The 20,487-nt window shown below is 58.1% G+C and carries 17 protein-coding genes; 11 read left to right on the forward strand and 6 right to left on the reverse strand.

Going from position 1 to position 20,487, the window contains the following annotated elements; genetic code table 11:
* Nucleotides 1-357 precede the first annotated feature (357 nt).
* On the forward strand, nucleotides 358-618 hold the full coding sequence (locus tag NE562_RS15525) for a helix-turn-helix domain-containing protein (protein WP_280963331.1): 261 nt from the start codon (nucleotides 358-360) through the stop codon (nucleotides 616-618).
* 13 nt (nucleotides 619-631) lie between these two features.
* Here the strand turns inward: NE562_RS15525 and NE562_RS15530 are convergent, their stop codons facing one another.
* The gene (locus NE562_RS15530) at nucleotides 632-1,051 is read right to left on the reverse strand and encodes a hypothetical protein (RefSeq protein WP_280963332.1); all 420 of its coding nucleotides are present in this window, start codon (nucleotides 1,049-1,051) and stop codon (nucleotides 632-634) included.
* 108 nt (nucleotides 1,052-1,159) lie between these two features.
* On the opposite strand from NE562_RS15530, the gene NE562_RS15535 reads away from it, so the two are divergent.
* Nucleotides 1,160-1,423 (forward strand): helix-turn-helix domain-containing protein, encoded by a 264-nt coding sequence (locus tag NE562_RS15535; RefSeq protein WP_280963333.1) that lies wholly within the window; start codon nucleotides 1,160-1,162, stop codon nucleotides 1,421-1,423.
* Between the two features lie 848 nt (nucleotides 1,424-2,271).
* Here NE562_RS15535 and NE562_RS15540 read toward each other — a convergent pair.
* Nucleotides 2,272-3,267 carry an ATP-binding protein gene (locus tag NE562_RS15540; protein ID WP_280963334.1) on the reverse strand — a complete coding sequence of 332 codons (996 nt, stop codon included), beginning with the start codon at nucleotides 3,265-3,267 and terminating at the stop codon, nucleotides 2,272-2,274.
* 3 nt (nucleotides 3,268-3,270) lie between these two features.
* A complete protein-coding gene (locus NE562_RS15545; protein ID WP_280963335.1) occupies nucleotides 3,271-4,212 on the reverse strand; it encodes a DnaD domain protein in 942 nt (313 codons plus the stop codon).
* Nucleotides 4,213-4,602: 390 nt separating this feature from the next.
* Here NE562_RS15545 and NE562_RS15550 point away from each other — a divergent pair, with 390 nt between their 5' ends.
* The 3 genes from NE562_RS15550 (at nucleotide 4,603) to NE562_RS15560 (ending at nucleotide 7,884) form a co-directional block, all read left to right on the forward strand.
* Nucleotides 4,603-5,847 (forward strand): DapH/DapD/GlmU-related protein, encoded by a 1,245-nt coding sequence (locus NE562_RS15550; protein ID WP_280963336.1) that lies wholly within the window; start codon nucleotides 4,603-4,605, stop codon nucleotides 5,845-5,847.
* Nucleotides 5,848-5,895: 48 nt separating this feature from the next.
* On the forward strand, nucleotides 5,896-6,855 hold the full coding sequence (locus NE562_RS15555; RefSeq protein WP_280963337.1) for a ribose-phosphate diphosphokinase: 960 nt from the start codon (nucleotides 5,896-5,898) through the stop codon (nucleotides 6,853-6,855).
* 246 nt (nucleotides 6,856-7,101) lie between these two features.
* Nucleotides 7,102-7,884 (forward strand): TIGR00282 family metallophosphoesterase, encoded by a 783-nt coding sequence (locus NE562_RS15560; protein ID WP_280963338.1) that lies wholly within the window; start codon nucleotides 7,102-7,104, stop codon nucleotides 7,882-7,884.
* On the opposite strand, the gene NE562_RS15565 is transcribed toward NE562_RS15560, so the two are convergent.
* Nucleotides 7,826-9,541 carry a DUF975 family protein gene (locus NE562_RS15565; RefSeq protein ID WP_280963339.1) on the reverse strand — a complete coding sequence of 572 codons (1,716 nt, stop codon included), beginning with the start codon at nucleotides 9,539-9,541 and terminating at the stop codon, nucleotides 7,826-7,828. The genes NE562_RS15560 and NE562_RS15565 overlap by 59 nt on opposite strands.
* Nucleotides 9,542-9,582: 41 nt before the next feature.
* Here NE562_RS15565 and NE562_RS15570 point away from each other — a divergent pair, with 41 nt between their 5' ends.
* From NE562_RS15570 to NE562_RS15585, 4 genes are all read left to right on the forward strand, one after another.
* Nucleotides 9,583-10,770, forward strand: a complete 1,188-nt coding sequence (locus tag NE562_RS15570; protein ID WP_280963340.1) for a metallophosphoesterase — start codon at nucleotides 9,583-9,585, stop codon at nucleotides 10,768-10,770.
* A gap of 251 nt (nucleotides 10,771-11,021) precedes the next feature.
* Nucleotides 11,022-12,896 (forward strand): DUF4914 family protein, encoded by a 1,875-nt coding sequence (locus NE562_RS15575; RefSeq protein WP_280963341.1) that lies wholly within the window; start codon nucleotides 11,022-11,024, stop codon nucleotides 12,894-12,896.
* A 102-nt stretch (nucleotides 12,897-12,998) separates the two neighbouring features.
* On the forward strand, nucleotides 12,999-13,823 hold the full coding sequence (locus NE562_RS15580; protein ID WP_280963342.1) for a Cof-type HAD-IIB family hydrolase: 825 nt from the start codon (nucleotides 12,999-13,001) through the stop codon (nucleotides 13,821-13,823).
* A 34-nt stretch (nucleotides 13,824-13,857) separates the two neighbouring features.
* Complete coding sequence (locus NE562_RS15585) at nucleotides 13,858-16,239, forward strand: response regulator (RefSeq protein WP_280963343.1); 2,382 nt, start codon at nucleotides 13,858-13,860, stop codon at nucleotides 16,237-16,239.
* Nucleotides 16,240-16,282: 43 nt separating this feature from the next.
* Here the strand turns inward: NE562_RS15585 and NE562_RS15590 are convergent, their stop codons facing one another.
* Nucleotides 16,283-16,579: a DUF6809 family protein gene (locus NE562_RS15590; RefSeq protein WP_280963344.1), complete on the reverse strand. Its 297-nt coding sequence runs from the start codon at nucleotides 16,577-16,579 to the stop codon at nucleotides 16,283-16,285.
* 141 nt (nucleotides 16,580-16,720) lie between these two features.
* On the reverse strand, nucleotides 16,721-16,888 hold the full coding sequence (locus NE562_RS15595) for a hypothetical protein (RefSeq protein ID WP_280963345.1): 168 nt from the start codon (nucleotides 16,886-16,888) through the stop codon (nucleotides 16,721-16,723).
* Between the two features lie 215 nt (nucleotides 16,889-17,103).
* On the opposite strand from NE562_RS15595, the gene NE562_RS15600 reads away from it, so the two are divergent.
* Together NE562_RS15600 and NE562_RS15605 are read left to right on the forward strand one after the other, a co-directional pair.
* The gene (locus NE562_RS15600) at nucleotides 17,104-17,934 is read left to right on the forward strand and encodes an undecaprenyl-diphosphate phosphatase (RefSeq protein ID WP_280963346.1); all 831 of its coding nucleotides are present in this window, start codon (nucleotides 17,104-17,106) and stop codon (nucleotides 17,932-17,934) included.
* Between the two features lie 19 nt (nucleotides 17,935-17,953).
* On the forward strand, nucleotides 17,954-20,458 hold the full coding sequence (locus NE562_RS15605) for a DNA translocase FtsK (protein ID WP_280963347.1): 2,505 nt from the start codon (nucleotides 17,954-17,956) through the stop codon (nucleotides 20,456-20,458).
* The last annotated feature ends 29 nt before the right edge of the window (nucleotides 20,459-20,487 follow it).

The following is a 20,487-nucleotide window of genomic DNA, read 5'->3' on the forward strand; positions in this document are numbered from 1 at the left end:
CAGCTTCTCTTGGCCTTCGGCCAATTCACCTTCTCGCGCCCTACTAGCTCGGTGATTCCCCTGTTTTTTTCTATGCGTTTCCCTTATCTTTATGACATTGGTGACCCACCCCGCCGTTACGCTTGACTCGAATCAACGCAGCAATATTTTACGGTGCCTTGTTTTGTAGGTAGCGCGCTGCGGCGCGCAATTTCATGTGCGGCAGTAGCCGCAAAACAAGCGGAGAGAAACATTGAACGTGTTTCTCTCCGCTTATTTTAATTGTCTTGTGAACCAATATGGGTCCCATTGCGATGGAGTAGTTCCATAAAATAAAAGAAAATAGGACTGAAATTGGTTCACAAGGGGTATCGTTAAATGAACGAACAAAAGATTAAGCAGGATAGCATCAAAATTGGCGCCAATATACGTCGCATACGATGCGAAAACGGTTTAAAACAGACAGATCTAGTGCGGGAACTTGATTTGGCGGGGATTCCATTCACACGTGAAGCGCTTGTGAAAATAGAGAGCGGCAAACAACACCTTACAGCTACGCAATTTCGCGGTATCTGCAAGGCACTAAATACCACATATGATGAGTTGCTTTATCAGGGCGATATGCATTCTGAAAAGTAAAGCCAAGCAATATCTATTGTTTTAACTCTTTCTTTGCCCTTTTAGGCTTGCGTTGTAGAATTACCATTTTCATCAGGTTCCCTTTTGTGAACTCTGCCGCAACCTCATATCGAGTCATCCACTGATTAAAAAAAACATAAAATTCATATGTAGAAGGTGGGCGATTACGGAAAACAGGGTTGATTTCCGCATACATATGAGGAACTAGTTCCCACGAATGATTAATTCCTAAACGAATCGTGTCTCGTACTGTAAATTTTATTATTTCATATTTTGCAGCGACGGATTCCCATGCTTCATCAGGTCTTTTGCCCATGTTTAATACTAGCGGTATTGAATCATAGAGAAATGTATATTCCCTTTTTGCACGAGAAAAACCAAAGCAGACTAAAGCGTAAGATACTTGATCTTGAAAGTTTATGTGTTTTATCATTTTTATCCCTCCTTTCTTCGGGGTGGACTAGTATGGGTCCCATTATAACATGTTTTTCCCATAAGATAAAGAAAAAATGGACTAAAACTGGTTCGCTAGAGGTGTCTTATGGAAGAACAAAAAATTAAGCAAGATAGAATTAAGATTGGAGCCAATATACGCCGCGTGCGATTGAGTAAAGGGCTGGGTCAAACTGATCTAGTACGAGCACTTGATTTGTTAGGTGTTAAAATGACACGAGAAACGTTGGTCAAAATTGAGCGTGGTGTGCAGCATATCAGCGCGTCTCAACTGTGTGGAATCCGTGATGCCTTACACACCACATATGACGAATTGCTTTGCAAAGAAAATAAGCATACTCATAATATGTAAACGATGGCAGCGGATATAAGAATGCAAATTGCCTCCATTAAAGCGTGGTACTCGTCCTGTACGCGGCTACTGCCGCGCATTAAATTGCGCGCATAGCGCGCCTCCGATAAAATGAAGCGCCGGGAAAGGTGGGCGCGCAAAACTCGGCCGGTCCGGCCGAGCGAAGGCACCTATCCACTGAATCCCTAGGCACCCGATCCGGCACCGCCACAAATTGTTTATATAGCAAAAGGTCGGTTCACATCGCCTCTGGACAGGAGTAGGGAAAAGTATGGAGTACATAGGGGAGAGGAAAACCGCATGGTGTTCCTCTCCCCTATGCCCCGGCGGCGGGCGCCGCACCGTTTCTCGCGGCTACTGCCGCGCATTAAATTGCGCGCATAGCGCGCCTCCGAACAAACGCGAAAACCCCGTTTCCGTAGGGGGACGGAAACGGGGTTTTCTCATCGATTCACAAAATAAAAAGGGGGTAAAAGAGAAGTAAAAAGATCGGTAGGCTGTCTCTGTCGGTTCGGGATTGCGGCTTCCCTTGCTGACAAGATCAGTATAACGCTATTTCGCCCCCAAAGTGTGAACAAGATTTGAATAGGCTGTGAAACCTTTTTAAATAACGGAAATATCGCCGGGTTTTCCCAATGGCACGAGGAAGCCCCGCATCCGTGGGGGGACGGATACGGGGCTACTCATCGTTTCACAAAATAAAGGGGGGTAAAAGAGAAATAAAAGATCGGTAGGCTGTCTCTATCGGCTCGGGATTGCGGCTTCCCTCGCTGACAAGACCAGTATAACGCTAAATACCAATTAATGTGTGAACAGTGTTTGAACAACTTGTGAAAGAATTGTGGCTTTCAACGGGCATGCTTTTTCAGCAGCCGGATATCTTCTCCAATGAACCGCAGGGACGTGAACTCGCCAAGCAGGCGGGAGGCGACGGCGGGGGAATATTTCTCCGCGAGCACCTCCGCCGGTAGGTTGGTGTTGATGATCATCGGGCGGCTTGCCATCAGGCGGTTATTGATCAGATTGTAAAGCGCCGACACGGTGAACGCCGTGCCCATTTCAGTGCCCATATCATCGATGATGAGCAGGTCGGCGCGCTCGTAGCGGGCTGTGCGGTCGGCGGCGGCGGCTCCATCGCCGGAGCCGAATTTAAGCGTTTCGTAGGCGGCTAAAATGTTGATCGCCGTATCGTAGGCTACGGAAAAGCCGCGCTCCGATACCGCCTGCGCGATGCAGGTGGAAAGGAAGGTCTTACCCAAGCCGGTGGAGCCGGTCAGCAGCAAATTAGGCGAGTGCGGGCCAAAGCTTTTTGCATAGGCACGGCATTCGCCGAGATTGTACTCCATATTTTCGCGCGGAGAAACGCCGAGGCGGCCGTCTGGCCGGGTCGAATAATAGTCCAGCCGAAAGGCGGCGAAGTTTTGGTCGCGTATGGGTAGCGCGGCGGAAAGCTCTTCGGTCAGCAGGCGAGCGCAGCGCGCCTTGATACAGTCGCACAGCACGCTGCCGACGTAGCCGGTATCCCCGCAGAGCGGGCAGACGGGCTTGTCCGCCAGATAATCGGCGGGATAACCCGCCGTGGTGAGCAGTCTGGCGCGCTCTTCCTGTAAGGCAAGGTTTTGATCGCGCAGCCGCTCGATAGCGGCGGTCGGGTCGTCGCCCGATTCGAGCGCCACCCGCAATACGCTGGCCGCCGTGGCTGAAAGCGTGCGGTCGATCGCGCGGACGCGGGGCAGCTTGGCGTATATTTCACTTTGCCGGTCGATCAGCTGCTGCTGGCGCTGCTGGCGCTCGCGCTCCAATTCGCGCTTTGCTTCGGATAGGATCTTTTTATCGTATGGCATGGATTATTCCTCCGTTTGCCGCCGGTGGCTTTTGACACGGGCGGCCCATTCCTCTTCCCACGCGGTAAGCGTGGTGGTGTCCGTCGGCGCGGCCTGCGTCCCGCCGACGGCGGCCTTGTCCGCGCGGGTCTCGGGTTCCAGCGCGGTGATTTCGCTGATCGTATGTACGCCCTTGGAGTCCCACTGGCGCAGGATGCCGAGCGTGTAATCAAGGCTTTTGTGGCCCTGCTGCTTTTCGGTGCGGCCCACGGCGAGTTCGACCGATTCTGGCGGGAATCCGCGTGACAGGGCGAACGCGGCAAGGCGCTGCTCCTTGGGGGCGGGCGCGGCGGTATCCGCGCCAAGGGCTTGATAGATCGCGCCCAGCAGGGGTTTTTCACCGGCCCTGCGGGAAAGATAGGCTTGCGCGTCCTGCGCGGAGATGATGCCCATATCGGCCCACGCGTAAGCCTCGCGGCGGATATCGGCAAGGCGCACCGCGCCTTTTTCTTTTTTTAGATAGGAAAGCATTTCGATAATCGCCTCCGCGGACAGGCCAAGGTGGTCGTACGCGGTGAGCAGGGTGCGGAGCTGTCCCTCGGTCAGCGTACGGCCGAGCGCTTCCTCCGCCATTTGGCATACGGCGGAAAATTTATGGTCGTCCACACGGGCGCGGCGCAGCTCGTCCGAGCCGTAGGCGGGGGCTTGCGGCTTTGCCGGTTCCGCGGGAGCGGGGGTCGGCGGCGCGGTCAGCCCGTTCAGGGTAAAGGCGGCGCGCTCGAACCGGGCCTGCGTCAGATGCAGCGCGCGCATGGCGGTCTTATCGTCCGTCACCGCGCCGTGGCGCAGAATATAGAGATATAAAAGGGCGGCGTCGCCGTCGCCCACGGCGATCAGCTTGTCCAGTGTGTCGCACCGGGCGACGCGCAGCTCGCCCTCGGGCAGCGAAACGGAGGTTTGTGACATGGGTGATAGAATCCTTTCTGAATGGAAGCGTGTTTTGCATAAAAAAGTATATTGCAATTATACAATTACTATATGCTATTATACCACAGCGGCAAAGAAAAGTAAGCACTAAACATCCCGTTAAGCGCCGCTGGTGGTATAATGATTTAATCTGTGTATAATAGCCGTTTTGCGGCTATTATACCACAGCGGGCGCCGCTGGTGGTATAATGATTTAATCCGTGTATAATAGCCGTTTTGCGGCTATTATACCTTGCGCCGGGAAAAGATGCAAGGATGCGGGGAATTTTATCAAAAATGCTAATGCATTTTACCTAAAACTGTTGTATAATAACTTTGCTAGTCTCTATACGGGCTGTTTTGCCTAAAAACGTGAACGGAAGGATCTATATGAGTAATGTGATTGCCGCCATTGCAGGCGGTCTGTTCGATGAGGGCGGCGTTTCCGCTTTTTCGCGCCCCGTGCTGTTTGGCACGGCGGGGGACGCGGTGCTGGGCGCGCTGCCGAAGGAAGCCCAAACTTGCTATTTTGCGCATGACGAGCGCGAGAACCCGATCGCCGGGGCCGAGAGCATCCCGCTCGCGGAAAACCGCTTTGCCTCGTTTTTTTCGCTGACGGACGCGGAGCAGGTAATCGTCATCGCCGAGCCCTTCGCCCTCGCGGAGGACGACGCGCTCGAGCATTTAATCGAAAGCCATACCATTACGGGCTACGGCGTGAGCGTTTTGGTGGCGGAGCAGCAGGGCTTTGACGCCGAGGGCCAGCCCATCCCCGCCGACCCGGCCGTGCTGGTCGCTGTGTTTACCGGCAAAATGCTGGGCGCGGCGCTCGCGAGCGGCGCGGATACGCTGGACGCTTTGGTGGAAGCCGCGGTCGCGGCGGGCGCGCAAAAGGGCGTTGCCGTTACCAACGAGATCGTCGCCATTCGCGACGGCGCTTCCGCTTATGTGGCGCAGCTTGCCGTGCAGAACCGCGTCAATTTCGGCCTGATCCAAAACGGCGTACAGCTTTTTGATCCCACCAGTACCTACATCGCGCCCGACGCGGAAATCGAACCGGGCGCAGTCATTCTGCCGGGCTGCCATATCCGCCCGGGCTGCAAGGTCGGCGCGAAGGCCGTCATCGGCCCGAACAGCATCCTTGAAAAGGCGCAGATCGGCGCGGGCACCACGGTGAACAACTCGCAGGTGTATGAATCGACCGTGGGCGAAAACGTCACGGTTGGCCCGTTCGCTTATATCCGCCCGCAGTGCGTGGTCGGCAACGGCTGCCGCATCGGCGATTTTGTGGAGCTGAAAAAGTCCACGATCGGCGACGGCACCAAGGTATCGCACCTGACCTACATCGGCGACGCGACCGTGGGCGAGCGCGTCAACTTCGGCTGCGGCACCGTCGTGGTCAACTACGACGGCTACCATAAGAACCAAACCATCATTGGGGACGACTGCTTTATCGGCTGCAACACCAACCTTGTCTCCCCCGTAAAGCTCGGCGACCGCGTGTTCACCGCGGCGGGCACGACCGTGACCAAGGACGTGCAGGACGGCGCTTTGTGCGTTGCGCGCGCACGACAGACCGTAATGGACGGCTGGAACGACCGCCGCCGCGCCGCGCATGAAAAAGAGAAAAAATAAAAGAGCGAAAAGCTATTTTTCAAAAAAATACGGAGGGGAAAACCCATTATGATATCTCACGGAAAAAACATCAAGATCTTCGCCGGCAACTCTCACCCGGCGCTTGCCATGCAGATCGCTTCGGCCCTCGGCCTGCCGCTCGGCAAGTCGTCGATCTCCACCTTTGCGGATGGCGAGATCTCGGTCTCCATTATGGAATCCGTGCGCGGTTCGGATGTGTTTCTGGTGCAGTCCACCTGCGGCCCTGTCAACAACAACCTGATGGAGCTGCTCATTATGATCGATTCCTGCAAGCGCGCTTCCGCGGGCCGCATCACGGCGGTCATCCCGTACTTCGGCTATGCCCGGCAGGACCGCAAGAGCAAGGCGCGCGACCCGATCTCCGCCAAGCTGGTGGCCGATCTGATCACCGCCGCCGGCGCGGACCGCGTGCTGACCATGGATCTGCACGCCGCGCAGATTCAAGGCTTCTTTAACATTCCGGTCGATATGATGCTGGGCGCTTCCGTGCTCATCCCGTATATCGCGGGCAAGTTCGGCGTGGGCGCGGACGATCTGATCGTCGTTTCGCCCGATCTGGGCTCTGTCGCCCGCGCGCGCAAGTTTACGGAAAAGCTCGATCTCAAACTCGCCATTATCGACAAGCGCCGCCCCAAGGCCAATGTCAGCGAGGTCATGAACATCATCGGCGACGTGAGGGGCAAGAAGTGCATTTTGGTAGACGACCTGATCGATACCGCCGGTACACTGTGCCACGCCGCGGAAGCGCTCGTTGAAAAGGGCGGCGCGACCGAGGTATACGCCTGCGCGACCCACGGCGTGCTTTCCGGCCCGGCGGTGGAGCGCATCTCGAACAGCCCGATCCGGGAAATGGCGCTGCTCGATACCATTCCGCTGCCGCAGGAGAAGAAGATCGATAAGATCAATGTCCTTTCCACCGCGCCCATTTTTACCGAGGCAATCGCAAGAATTTACGAAGAGGTGTCTGTTTCCACGCTGTTTGATTAAGACGGCGGCGGAAGCGGCCGGGTGGGGTCACCCGGCCCTACAGCGCAACGGGTGCCACCCTGTATAGGGCGGCGTGACCTCGCGTAAAGCGTCGACACGGAAACACAACAACGGGAGGAAACCTCCTTGTGTAGGGCGGGGTGACCGCACCCCGCCGCCCGCCGCGTCCACGCGGCGAAACAATGGTTTTGTACAAAAAAGGCTGCTGCGAATCGCAGCAGCCTTTTGCTATAGAAAGGGAATATTATGAAGGTTTTAGCGGTCGGCGATATCGTCGGCGAGGCGGGGCTGGACACGCTTTCGGCGCTTTTGCGCCGCGTCCAGCGCGAGCATGGGATCGACTTCACCGTGGTTAACGGGGAAAACGCGGCGGGCGTGGGGCTAACCCCCAAGCAGGCCGACGCCATGCTGGACGCGGGCGCGGATGTGATCACGCTCGGCAACCACACGTTCGGCAAGCGGCAGATCGTTCCTTATTTAGACGACGAGCCGTGCATTCTTCGCCCGGCCAATTACGCGCCGCAAGCGCCCGGACGGGGCTGCGGTATTTTTGACGGGCCGCGCGGCGCGCGCATACTGGTGATGAATCTGATCGGCCGGTGCGAGATGCAGTTCGGCCCGGACAACCCGTTTTTGTGCGCCGACCGGCTGCTGAAGGAAAACGCGGGCGGGTACGATATCGCCCTGTGCGATTTCCACGCGGGCGCGACGAGCGAAAAGGTAGCCATGGGCTATTATCTGGATGGCCGCTGCGCCGCCGTTTGGGGCACGCACACCCACGTGCAGACCGCGGACGAGCGGGTCAACCCAAAGGGCACGGGCTATATCACCGATATCGGCATGACGGGGCCGACGGTTTCGGTGCTCGGCGTGTGTCCGGAGCAGTCCATCGCCCTATTTCGCGGCGATTTGACCGAATACTTTAAAACAGCGCCCGGCGAGACGGCGCTCGCGGGCGCTGTGTTCGAGATCAGCGAAGACGGAACATGCCTTGCGGTGACGCGAATAGCACAGAAATTTTCTCGGTAAGGTACGCTTCGGCTCCCGACGCGGGCTGGTTTTCCCAGTCGTTATAATCCGTGATGCCCTTACCCGCGTTCGGGTGGAAGTGGGAATAGATCGCGTCCGTGGTGAACAGCGCGACCAGCACGGCGCACAGCACGAGCTGCACGGGCGAGGACAGCCGGTCGATCAGCCCGCCGAGCAGCGGCCCGGCGAAGTAGACCACCGCGCAGCAGCCAAGGCCGAACACCACGGCGCCTTCCAAGCAGATGCGGCCGTTCAGGTTCATGAAATAGCCGCTGTAATCCCACCAGCGCACGCCCTTGGTCGCTTCCAGATACCAACTGGTGAAGTATTCGATCACGCTGCACAGCACCATGGAGACCAGAAAGGTCGCGACCGGGCTTTTGAACAGGCGCTTTAAAAGCAGCAGCACCAGCGCGCCGCCCGCGCCGTAGATCGGCAGCCACGGGCCAAACATCGTGCCACGGTTGATGAACATGCCCTGCGTGACGATGTGCAGCGCGACTTCCCACACCCAACCGGCGAAGGCAAACGCGAAGAAAAGCAAAATAAGCGTTTTCAGCGTGTACTTCCGGGTGTAATCGAACTTATGGTGGCGCGCCCGGTGGAACACGACCGGGCCGGTATAGAGGGTGACGCCATCCGCCGCCAGCTTTTCCTTGGGGCCGGATACCGGCTTGCGGCCAAATTCCGGAACGCTGAAAAGAGAGGCGAGCGGCGCTTGTTTTTCCAGCTGTTCGGCGCGCAGCGCGACGTACAGCTCGGCGTAGGTGGCCGCTTTATAGCCGTTGACGAAGAATAGGGACAGCAGGCAGGTGAGCAGCCCGGCGATCGACCCGGAAAGCGTCGGGTGGCCGGTGGACAAACCGAGGATTAGCCCCAAAACGCTCGCGCCCAACGTGGGCAGCAGCGTCCACTGGATCATAAAGGTCAGGTCGATCACAAAGCAGCGCCATTTGTTGCCGTGCATCATCTGCCGGGACAAGCGGATTGCTTCGCGTGCGCCTGCCTGCGGGTTTTCCGCGAGTATGTAAGGCACCATGCGGTAGGCGTACATTTTGATGAAGCCGCCGACCATGGTGAACATCCACAGGATGAGGTAGACCGATTGCAGCAGCATGGCCCGCGCGGTGTTCAGCCAGTTGCCTTTATGAAACGGTGTGAACAGGGCCGCGATGCTGATATGATCCTCCACGCGGGCCTCCAAAAAGAAGCGCCGCGCGCCGACCACCAGCACGCTTACGACGAAAATGGAGAACCACACGCCGCCCGCCATGCCGAGAACGGCGAGCGTAACGCCGCCCCAGCCGGACGAGCCCGACCGGTCGAGAAAAGCGAATAGGGCCGAGGCCGGACCGGTCAGCGTATCAAAAAAGGGTTTTACGCTTTGCGTGGCGGTGGCCCACATCGGATGCGTGCCGTCCATGGGGTCGATATCCAGCCATTTTAAAATGGTGTCCCAGTTGGAAACGGTGGTTTGCTCGTGTATGACCTCTACCTCGGTCTGAGCGCGCGACGCGTCAAAATCGCGGATGAAGGACACGGAATCCCCAAATTCCGCGCCGGTGAACGCAAGGATAAAACAGACGGCCACGGCCGCCCAAAAGTTGCGCATGAAGCTCCGCTTGCCCCGCGCTTTAAGCTCTCTTCTTTCCCACATGATGTGTCCCCCTAAATCCTATCGAATGGAGTTTTTTGCATATGCTCGCTTTTATTTTCGCACCATTTTACATATTCGTCAACCTTTATTTGGCCCGCTGGGTGCTGCGCTGGACAGGGGCTTGTCACCGCGTTTTCGGCACGAAAACCTTTCGTGTGCTGTTTGGCGCGGTTTATGCATTTCTTGCGGTGACGCCGCTCAGTTCGTTCGTGATCAAGTCGCCGGTATGGCTGCACCGGCTGCTCAAGCAAATGAATAATTTTTGGCTGGGCTGCCTGCTGTATTTAATTTTGGCGGTGCTGGTGACCGAGCTGATTCTTTTTATCGCGCGCAAATGGCGAAAGAAGGATTTCGAGGGCGTGCAGCGCGTGCGGCAGGTGCAGGGCGGTATCGCGCTGGCGCTGGTGTGCGCGCTCACCTTTTACGGCGTGGCGCATGCGGAGCGCCTGTATGTGACAGAATATGATATCGCGATCGACAAGGCGGGGGCGGACATGACAGTGGCGCTGCTGGCCGACCTGCACATGGGGTACTCGACGGACCCCGCCTATATCGAGGAGGTCGCGGCGGCGGTTAATGAAATGCGGCCCGATCTGATCGTTTACGCGGGCGATATCTTCGATAACGAGTACGAGGCCGTGCCCGAACCCGAGCGGATCGGCGCCGCGCTCGCCTCGATGAAAAGCCGGTACGGGGTGTACGCCTGCTGGGGCAACCACGACCTGCGCGAGCCAATTTTGGCGGGTTTTACATGGGATACCAAGGATTCTGAAAAAAATGACCCCCGCATGGAAAAATTTTTGGAGGACGCCGGGATCTCGCTGCTGAACGATGAAAGCGTCACACTTGCAAACGGTGTGACCATCGCGGGACGGAAAGACCCCTCGCGGACGAAAAAGGTGGGTCAGTCACGGCTAACGCCCGAAGAACTGCTGGCCGGCGCGGACAAGGAAAAACCGGTTTTTGTCATTGACCACCAGCCGAAGGAGCTCGCGGAGCTGGCCGCGAGCGGGGCCGATCTCGATCTGTCCGGCCACACGCACGACGGGCAGATGTTCCCCGGCAACCTGACGATAAAGCTGATGTGGGAAAACGCTTGCGGCCATATTAAGGTGGGCGATATGCATTCGGTCGTCACCTCGGGCGTCGGCGTATGGGGGCCGAACATGCGTGTGGGTACGAAAAGCGAGGTCGTTCGCCTGAACGTGCGCTTTACTGGGATAAATTAGCGGTAAACACTTGTCCATCTGGTGAGAACGACTATAATTTTCCGCTCGATTTTGTACATTCTGCAAGAACTTGTCGCATAACTTGCAAAAATAGCAAAATCGGTTGACGGCGGGGTGGGTTTTGATGTATGCTATAAATGAACTAAATCGGACCTTGCGCGGGCACCCTACATTGTCGGCGAAGATCCATTGCCAGCATCGCCCGCGTAACGCTGCCCCGTTCGCGCGATGCCAAAGGAGGAAACGATATCATGAACCCACTGCTCACCAAATTCACTTTTACGGATGAACTGACGGACGTTATCGAAAACTGCAAGGGCGTTTCAGTTCCTACAAGCAAGGCCGAGCTGTACGAAATGGTGTTCGGGCCGGACAAGGCGGACGTGTACGACGTTGTTTTCGACGTAAAGGGACGCGGCCCCGTCAAGGAAGGCGACGTAACCCGCTGCAAGAACGGCGCTTCGGTCAACTACGTGGAGGACTACATGCGCCGCCGCGATCCCGACTGCATGCGCATCGCGGACGACAAGCCCACGGACAAAAAGCGGTTTGCCGATGTTTACGGCTATCCCTTTGCCGACCTGCGCCGCGAGACCATGGAATGGTTTAAGGAACAGGAACTGATCCTAATGCCCTTCAATTCCGGCGGCAACATCTACGGCTACGGCTCTATGCTGGTCTGCCCCAAGCAGGCCGCGTTTTTCGCGTTTGCGCTGGCTCATTTGCAGGGCTTTGTAAACGCCGAGGAATCGGAGGGCTACAAGCCGCGCGCGATCGTTTACGTCGCGCCCCCGTTCCGCCACACCCATTTTGACGGCAAGCAGGTCGTCGTGCACAACCGTTTGGACGACTGCCACGAGGTATTCTCCTACAACCTTTATCCCGGCCCGTCCGCGAAGAAGGGCGTTTACTCCGTGCTGCTCGATATCGGCGAGCAGGAAAACTGGGTCACCGCGCACACCTCTTGCGGCCGCCTCGTCACCCCGTACGAGAACGAGATGGTCATCATGCACGAGGGCGCTTCGGGCGGCGGCAAGAGCGAAATGCTGCAGGATATCTCCCGCCAGCCGGATAACCGCGTGCTGCTTTCGACCAACACGGTGACCGGCGAGGAGACCTTCCTCAACATGGGCCCGACCTGCTCGATCGAGCCGGTGTGCGACGATATGGCCACCTGCTATCCCTCCATCCAGAACCGATCCGGCAAGCTGTGCCTCGTCGACGGCGAGGACGGCTGGTTCCTCCGCATGGACGGCGTCACGCACTACGGCTCCGACCCGGTTTATGAGCGAATCTGCACCGAGCCCGCCGAGCCGCTGATCTTCTTTAATATGGAAGGACACCCCGGTTCGACGCTGCTGATCTGGGAGCACACGCTCGATTCCAACGGCAAGCGCTGCCCCAATCCGCGCGCCATCGTGCCGCGCTGGGATGTGCCGCATATCGTCAAGGAGCCTGTCGAGGTCGACGTGCGCTCGTTCGGCGTCCGTATGCCCCCCACAACGCGCGAGAACCCGAACTACGGCATCATGGGCATGATGCATATCATTCCGCCCGCGCTCGCTTGGCTGTGGCGTCTCGTCGCGCCGCGCGGCTTTAACAACCCGTCCATCGTTTCCGGCAACGAGCTCAAGAGCGAGGGCGTCGGTTCCTATTGGCCCTTTGCGACCGGTAAGCGCGTCAAGCAGGCCAACCTGCTGCTCGACCAGATCACCGCTTGCCCGAACACCCGCTACGTGCTCATCCCGAACCAGCACATCGGCGTGTACAAGGTCGGCTTCATGGCGGAATGGATCAGCCGCGAGTATCTGGCCCGCCACGGCGGCGCGAAGATCCGCCGCGAGCACTTGCAGCCCGCGCGCTGCCCGCTGCTCGGCTACGCGATGAAGGATTTGACCATCGACGGCCAGCGCATCCGTTCCAAGTACCTGCGCGTTGACACGCAGGACCGCGTCGGCGAGGACGGCTATGACGCGGGCGCCAAGATCTTGACCGATTTCTTCAAGAAAGAAGTCGCCAAGTTCGATACGCCTGAGCTTCACCCCCTCGGCAAGCAGATCATCGACTGCTTCATGAACGGCGGCACGCTCGAGGATTACGAGGCGATCACGCCCACCAATTTATAAGAACCTACAAAAGAGGACCGCTTTTCGCGGCCCTCTTTTTTGTGCGCAGAAGAGTATATTATGATATAATAAAGTTCAGTGGAAATGAAAAGGAGCGGCTTTATGCGGGAAATTGATCTGATCGCGCTTGATCTGGATGGGACGGCGCTCATGCCGGACAACACGGTATCCGAACGAACGAAGGAGGCGGTGCGCCGGGCAAAGCAGGCGGGGGTGCACGTGGTAATCGCCACCGGGCGCATCTGCGCGGAGGCGCGCGAGTTCGCGCGCGAGATCGGCGCGGACGATACCATGGTCACATCGGGCGGGGCGACGCTGTCCTCGGTCGAATACGGCACGTGCTCGGTGCGCATCTCAATGCCGTGGGAACCCGCGGTGCGCGCAGCCGCCGTGGTGGAGCGCATCGGCATGACCGCGATGGTCTACGCGGGCGAGCGCCTGCTCATCACGCCTTATGATGAGATCGAGTTTGGCCGTTATAAATCGAACGAGGGCTATCTCGCCGCCAAGCAGGTCGAAGCGTCTGTGGCCGAGTATATCGCGAACGAGCGCCTATCGGTGGATAAGATATTCGTCCGTTCGAGCGACGACGCAAACCTGCGCTATGCGCGCGCCCAGCTTGAAAGCATCCCCGGCGTGCGGGTGATGAGCTCCGCGTCGGACAACATCGAAATCATTTCGCCGATCGCGGATAAGGGCATGGCGCTCGGCATGCTGTGCCGCACGCTCGGCACCAACCTGAGCCGGGCCGCCGCCATTGGAGACAGCGAAAACGATATGGAAATGCTGCACGCGGTCGCGCTGCCGGTCGCCATGGGCAACGCGACCGACGCGGTCAAGGCCGCCTGCCGCCGCACCACCGCGACCAACGCCATGGACGGCGTGGCTAAGGCGATAGAAGAGATACTGGACAGCGAAACGCACTGACACAGCAGACAGACGGACAGAGAATGAGGAAGACATGATGAGCTTGAGCATACACGAAATGGTCGCCGGCGCGCGTCATTTTGTCCAAACGATCTGGGAGATCGACCTTGCTTCCGGGAAGGTGAAGATATGGCACGATTCCGCGCGGCAGCAACTGAACGGGAGCGAGATCGATTACGAAACGATCGAGCAGTCGTATCGGGCGAGCGTATATCCGCCGGATTTGGAGAAATGGGATAGCACCTTGTCACTTGCGGCGCTTCGAGCCTTTGCCAAAAGCGGGGAAAAGAATATTTCGTTTGAAATGCGGTTCAACGGGCAGCCGTTCGGATTTGAATGGCACGAGGCCTTCCTTGACCTGCTGGACGACGGCGAGAGCGGAGCGGGACGCGTTTTGCTGACCAGCCAATATATCGACAGCCAGAAACGGGCGCATATCGTGGAAGCCGCCGTCAGCGCGGAATACGACTATGTGGTCTATATCGACGCGGACCGGAACAGCTATGTGATGTATAGCGCCAACCAAGAAAACGGCACGCCCACGCCGCCGCTGGCCAGTAACGATTATGAGCGCGAAGTGGTCGCGTTTCACGAAGCCTTTGTTCCGGCGGACGAGCGCGAAGAGCTTAACCAAAGCCTGATGCTGGCCAATGTGCTGCCGATTCTGGAAGAGAACGACGAATATATCGTTTATTGCAAGGTGGCTGAAAACGGCAAGCTGCGCGATAAAAAGATGCGCTTTAGCTATTATAATAGGGAGAGAAACATGCTGCTGCTCACCCGCACGGATGTGAGCGAGGTGCGCGAGGTCAAGCGGCAGCGCGAGCTGCTGGAGGACGCGCTGCACGCCGCCAACGTGGCGAATCGCGCGAAGTCGGACTTTTTATCCAGAATGAGCCACGATATCCGCACGCCGATGAACGCCATCATCGGCATGACCGCGATCGCCGGCGCGCATATCGATTCCCGTGAGCGTGTGCTCGATTGTTTGGAGAAGATTAGCGCCTCGTCCAAGCTGCTGCTCAGTCTGATCAATGAAACGCTCGATATGGCGAAGATCGAAAGCGGCCGCATCACGTTGGCCGAGGAGGAGATCAGCCTAGGCGACCTGCTGCAAAACGTGGGCACCATCATCCGTCCCGCAATCGCGGCCAAGGGCCACCGCTTTGACGTGCATGTGCATGAATTGCGGCACGAATTGGTGATCGGCGATATGCAGCGCATCCAGCAGGTGTTTTTAAATATCCTGTCCAACGCGGTCAAGTATACGCCGGAACACGGGCACATCGTGCTGGATATCGCGGAGAAATTATCTCCTGCGAGCGGCTACGGGCTTTATGAATTTGTTTTTCAGGATAACGGCGTGGGCATCAAGCCGGAGTTTTTGAGCAAGGTATTCGCGCCCTTTGAACGCGCGGAGGACCCGGACATCCGCACCATACAGGGCACCGGCCTTGGCATGGCGATCTGCGATAACATCGTGCGTATGATGAACGGAACGATAAAAGCCGAAAGCGAGTTCGGCCGGGGCAGCCGGTTCACCGTGACCATACAGCTGAGACTGCGCGAGCAGGATATGCCCGATGTGCGCGAGCTGACGGCGCTGCCCATATTGGTCGCGGACGACGACCCCATCACCTGCGAGTGCGTTTCGATGCGGCTGGGCGAGCTCGGCATGACCTGCCGCTGTGTGGGCTGCGGCGCGGAAGCGGTGGCCGAAGTCACCGCCGCCCATGAGGCGGACCGGGATTATTTCGCGGCCATCCTCGACCTGCGTATGCCCGGCATGAACGGCATAGAGACCGCCCGGCGCATCCGCGCCAGCGTGGGGCCGGATATGCCCATCATCCTGATCTCGGCTTACGATTGGTCGGAATGCGAAGCGGAGGCGCACGCCGCCGGCATCGACGGGTTTATCACAAAGCCGCTGCTGACCTCCAACCTGATATACATGCTGCGCAAATACGCGCTCAAGGAGGAACCGCGCCGATTCAGGCAGTTGGATGCGATACCCGCGGCAGACTATTCGTTTGCCCGCATTCTGCTGGTGGAGGATAACGAATTGAACCGCGAGATCGCGGCAGAGCTGCTCAGCGGCAGCGGCGCGGAGATAGACCCGGCGGAGAATGGGCGCGAGGCGCTCGAGCGCTTTGCCGCCGCAAAGCCCGGCACCTACGACCTGATCCTGATGGACATACAAATGCCGGTGATGGACGGCATGGCGGCCACCCGCGCGATTCGCGCGCTCGACCGGCCGGACGCAAAGACGGTGCCCATCGTCGCCATGACGGCGAACGCCTTTGAAGAGGACCGGAAAGCGGCGCTGCAAGCCGGTATGGACGAATTTATCGCCAAGCCCATTGATCTGCAAAAGGTGTTTGGCGTATTAAGCGCGTTGCTGAAAAAGAACAGATAAAACACCCGCGCCCGGCGTATCGTTACGCCGGGCGCGGACTTTTTTAGATGCTTTGCGGTGCCGCGTTGGCCGTGCCGCTTTCCATGAACACCGCGGCCATGAGCAAAGCCCCAAGGCGGAAGCCGTATTCAAAATTGGCGTAGCAGTCCAGATCTGCTGTTTCGCCCAGCAGTTGCTGGTATTTTTCAAACCGTTTGGCATCCGCAGGAGATAGTCTGCCGGTCAGGTGGTTATATTCCTCGGTGATTTGCTGTCCGATTTTCCGGTAATTCTTCTCCTTGGGAACGATCTGCTCGCTAGGGTAGATTAGTCCCCGGTATAGGTCTTTCAAAATGCACATGTTGATGATTCCTTTCGTATCGTCATGCACGACACCTTGCCAGAACGAACCGCACAGTGTATAATATTTATGCGATTTGCCCCTTGGGGTGTTCGCGCGGGAGAAGTGGCGGTTACTTGTGAGAGGGTAGCGCCACTTCTTTCATTGTTTTCGGAGGGCTTTTATGCCATCGCGTAATCCCTGCGGACGGGATACGTCCTTTTCACGGCAATACTCATCAAGCATTTTCAGCTCTTTTTCCGTCAGGCGTATATCGATGCGCAGATTCTTTGGATTATTGGATGGCGGCCGTCCCATCTTTTTCGGCATACGATCCTCCTTCCTTGCCATATGTTCAGTATAGATTATGACTGTCAAAAAGTCAAGACTATTTTACCGTCAAAATGTATTGTTATGAGATTCTTCCTGTCCCCGCGGCGGGCGCCGCGCCGCCCCTATTGCGGCAAATTTCGGTGGTAAAGGCAGAAATGCTGTGTTATAATGAAATCGTATGGATACTGATCCGATCGAGAGGAGAAACATCAATGAGTTTATGGTTCGCGATCCTGCTGGGACTGGTACAGGGGCTGACGGAGTTTCTGCCCGTTTCCTCGTCCGGCCATCTGGTGCTGGCGCAAACGCTGTTCGGCGGCGACGTCGAGGCGGATTACATGCTGTTCAACGTTTTGCTGCACTTCGGCACGCTGCTTTCCGTCGTTGTCGCGTTCTGGAAGGATATCAAGGAGCTGTTCGTCGAGTTCTTCGGCTGGGTGAAGGACGGCTTTAAAATCAACGGCCACCCGTACCGCCGCTTCGTCATCATGGTGCTGCTCACTATCGTGCCGATGTTCGCGGTCCTGCCCATTAAATCCAAACTGGAAGCCGCGTTTTCCTCGCCGCTGGTCGTCGGGCTGCTGCTGCTGGTAACCGCCGGCATTTTGCTGCTTTCTGAAAAAGCGCCGCATAAGAACAAGACTGAGGAAAACGCCACTTGGCTGGACGCGCTGCTCGTCGGCGTGGCGCAGTGCTTCGCGGTGCTGCCCGGCCTGTCCCGCTCGGGCACCACGATCTGCGCGGGCCTGTTCCGCGGCTTTTCGCGCGATTTCGCCGTGCGCTTCGCGTTCATCATGTCGCTGCCCGTCGTGCTGGGCGCAAACATATTGGAGCTGGCGGACGCGATCAAAGCGCCGGCAGCCGCGGGCGCGGTGCCGCTGTATATCTACATTGTCGGTATTTTGGTCGCGATGATCGCCGGCTTGGCCGCGATCAAAATGGTGCGCATGGTATCGAAGAGCGGGCACTTCCGGCCGTTCGCCGTGTACTGCGCGCTGATCGGTGTCATCACCATCGTCGTGACCCTTGTTAAAACGCTCTGAGAAAAGAGGATAAGATCACTTGGCTGCAAGAAAGACCACCACGAAAAAACCGGCGGCAAAGCGCACAGGCGCCGCGCCGCGCAGAAAGCCCGAACCCGCCGCGCCGCAGGGCATGCTGTCCCGCACGGCGTGGGGCGCGGTTTGGGGGCTTTTGGGCCTGTTAGGGCTGCTTAGCCTTTTGCCGATCGACGGATTCATCCTGCACGCGCTGCATCAGGGCGTGGGGGCGCTGATCGGCGGGGGCGTATATGTGCTGCCGTTTGCCTTGCTGGGCCTTGCGGTGCTGCTGTTTGTGCGGCAAAAGGGCCCGGTGCGCCTGCGGGGCGCCGCCATCGGCGCGCTGCCCGTGCTGGTGGGCGGCATCGCGCATTCGTTCACCCACGCAAATGAATATACCTTTTCCATGGAAACGCTGTCCGACTTGATCGAGACAGGCATGAAAGGTTCGTCCGGCGGTCTGCTTTCGGGCGGGCTGTACATTGTTTTGGAATGGGGGCTTTCCTCGGTCGGCGCGCTGCTGATTCTGGTGCTGCTGACGCTGGCCGCCGTGCTGCTCGCCTTCCGCGTGACGCCGCAGGCGCTGATGGAAATGCTCCGACCGCCCGAATACGATTACGAGGACGAGGAGGAGCGCGAGCGCTACGAAGCCCCGGTAAAGCTGCCCAACGTACATGTGGCCGTGGCCCAGCGCGCGGAAAAGCGCGCGCAGAAGCGGCAGGCCAGCATCGATATCCCGCTCGACGAGGGCCCGCCGCCGGACAAGCTTTCCGAAGCGGAGGATGCGCCGCGCGAGACGCTCAAGAAGAAAAAGCCCATTGCGCCGGACGAATACCTGCGCGCGATGGAGGGGGGCGAACTGACCGGCGAGCAGACCAGCATCATGGATCTGGTGCAGCCTCCGGCCGACGAGGACGAACCGCCCTTTGCCGCGGATAAGCCCAAAAAACCCGAAAAGATATCCGAGGACGAGCAGGCCGCGCTGAGCGCGGCGATAGACGAAAACCAAAAGGCCCCCGTGCCGGTGTACGACTATCCGCCGATGGACCTGCTCGCGGCGGGCAAACGCGTTTCGACCGCCGGAGCCGAGCGGGAGCTGCAAGAGAACTCCGAATGCCTGCTGGACACGCTGCAATCCTTCGGTATCGACGCGCAGATCATCGGCATCGTGCGCGGACCGTCGGTCACCCGGTTTGAGCTGACCATTCCGCGCGGCATCAAGATCTCGCGCATTTCCTCGCTGTCCGATGATATCGCGCTGTCGCTCGGCGCGGTGTCGGTGCGTATCGCGCCCATACCGGACAAGGTCGCCGTCGGCATCGAGGTGCCGAACAAGGCGGTGAACACCGTGTTTATCCGCGAGTGCATCTCTTCGCCCGCGTTCACGGGCGCCAAAAGCCGCGTGTCCTTTGCCGTTGGCAAGGATATCACGGGCAAGCCCGTCATTGGCGACATCGCCAAAATGCCGCATATGCTGATCGCCGGTACGACCGGTTCCGGTAAATCGGTGTGCATCAACTCCATGCTCATTTCGCTTTTGTATAAGTCCACGCCCGAAGAGGTGCGGCTCATCATGGTCGACCCCAAAATGGTCGAGCTGGGCAACTACAACGGCGTGCCGCACCTGCTCATCCCGGTCGTGACCGACCCGCGCAAGGCGGCGGGCGCGCTCAACTGGGCGGTGGGCGAAATGGAACGGCGCTATAAGCTCTTTGCCGACCATCAGGTGCGCAACCTTGTCGGCTATAACGATCTGATGCGCGCCGAGCGCCAGAAGGCCGAAAAGGAAGAGGGCGGCACGCCGGATCAGTATCAGGTGCTGCCGCAGATCGTCATCGTTATCGACGAGCTGGCCGACCTGATGATGGTCGCCGCCAAGGAGGTGGAAACCTCGATCTGCCGCATCGCGCAGAAGGCGCGCGCGGCGGGCATGCATTTGGTCGTCGCCACGCAGCGTCCCTCGGCGGACGTGATTACCGGCATCATGAAGGCGAACATTCCCTCGCGCATCGCCTTCGCAGTCGCCAGCCAGATCGAATCGCGCATCATTTTGGATACCACGGGCGCGGAAAAGCTGATCGGCAAGGGCGATATGCTGTACGCCCCCCTTGGCGAGGGCAAGCCCACGCGCGTGCAGGGCTGCTTTATTTCGTCCGATGAGATAGAAGCCGTGATCGCGCATATCAAGGAGACAAGCACCGCTGAATATGATGAAGAGATACTCGAGCACATCGAGCGTCAAGCGGAGCAGGCCGATTCCAAGGGCGGCTCTTCTTCCGGCGACCCGGGCGAGGAAGAGGACGAGATGATCGAGGAGGCGATCGACGTGATCATGGATTGCCGCCAAGCCTCGACCTCGATGCTGCAGCGGCGGTTGAAGCTCGGCTATTCCCGCGCCGCGCGCATCATCGATCAGATCGAGGAACGCGGCATCATCGGTTCGTTTGAAGGCTCCAAGCCCCGGCAGATTCTCATTTCCCGCGAGGATTGGCAGGAGATGAAGATGAGAAGGCACGACACTCCGTAAGAATTAGTAATGAGTAGTTAGTAATTAGT

Source organism: Butyricicoccus faecihominis (assembly GCF_024462775.1).
Lineage (GTDB): Bacteria > Bacillota > Clostridia > Oscillospirales > Butyricicoccaceae > Agathobaculum > Agathobaculum faecihominis_A.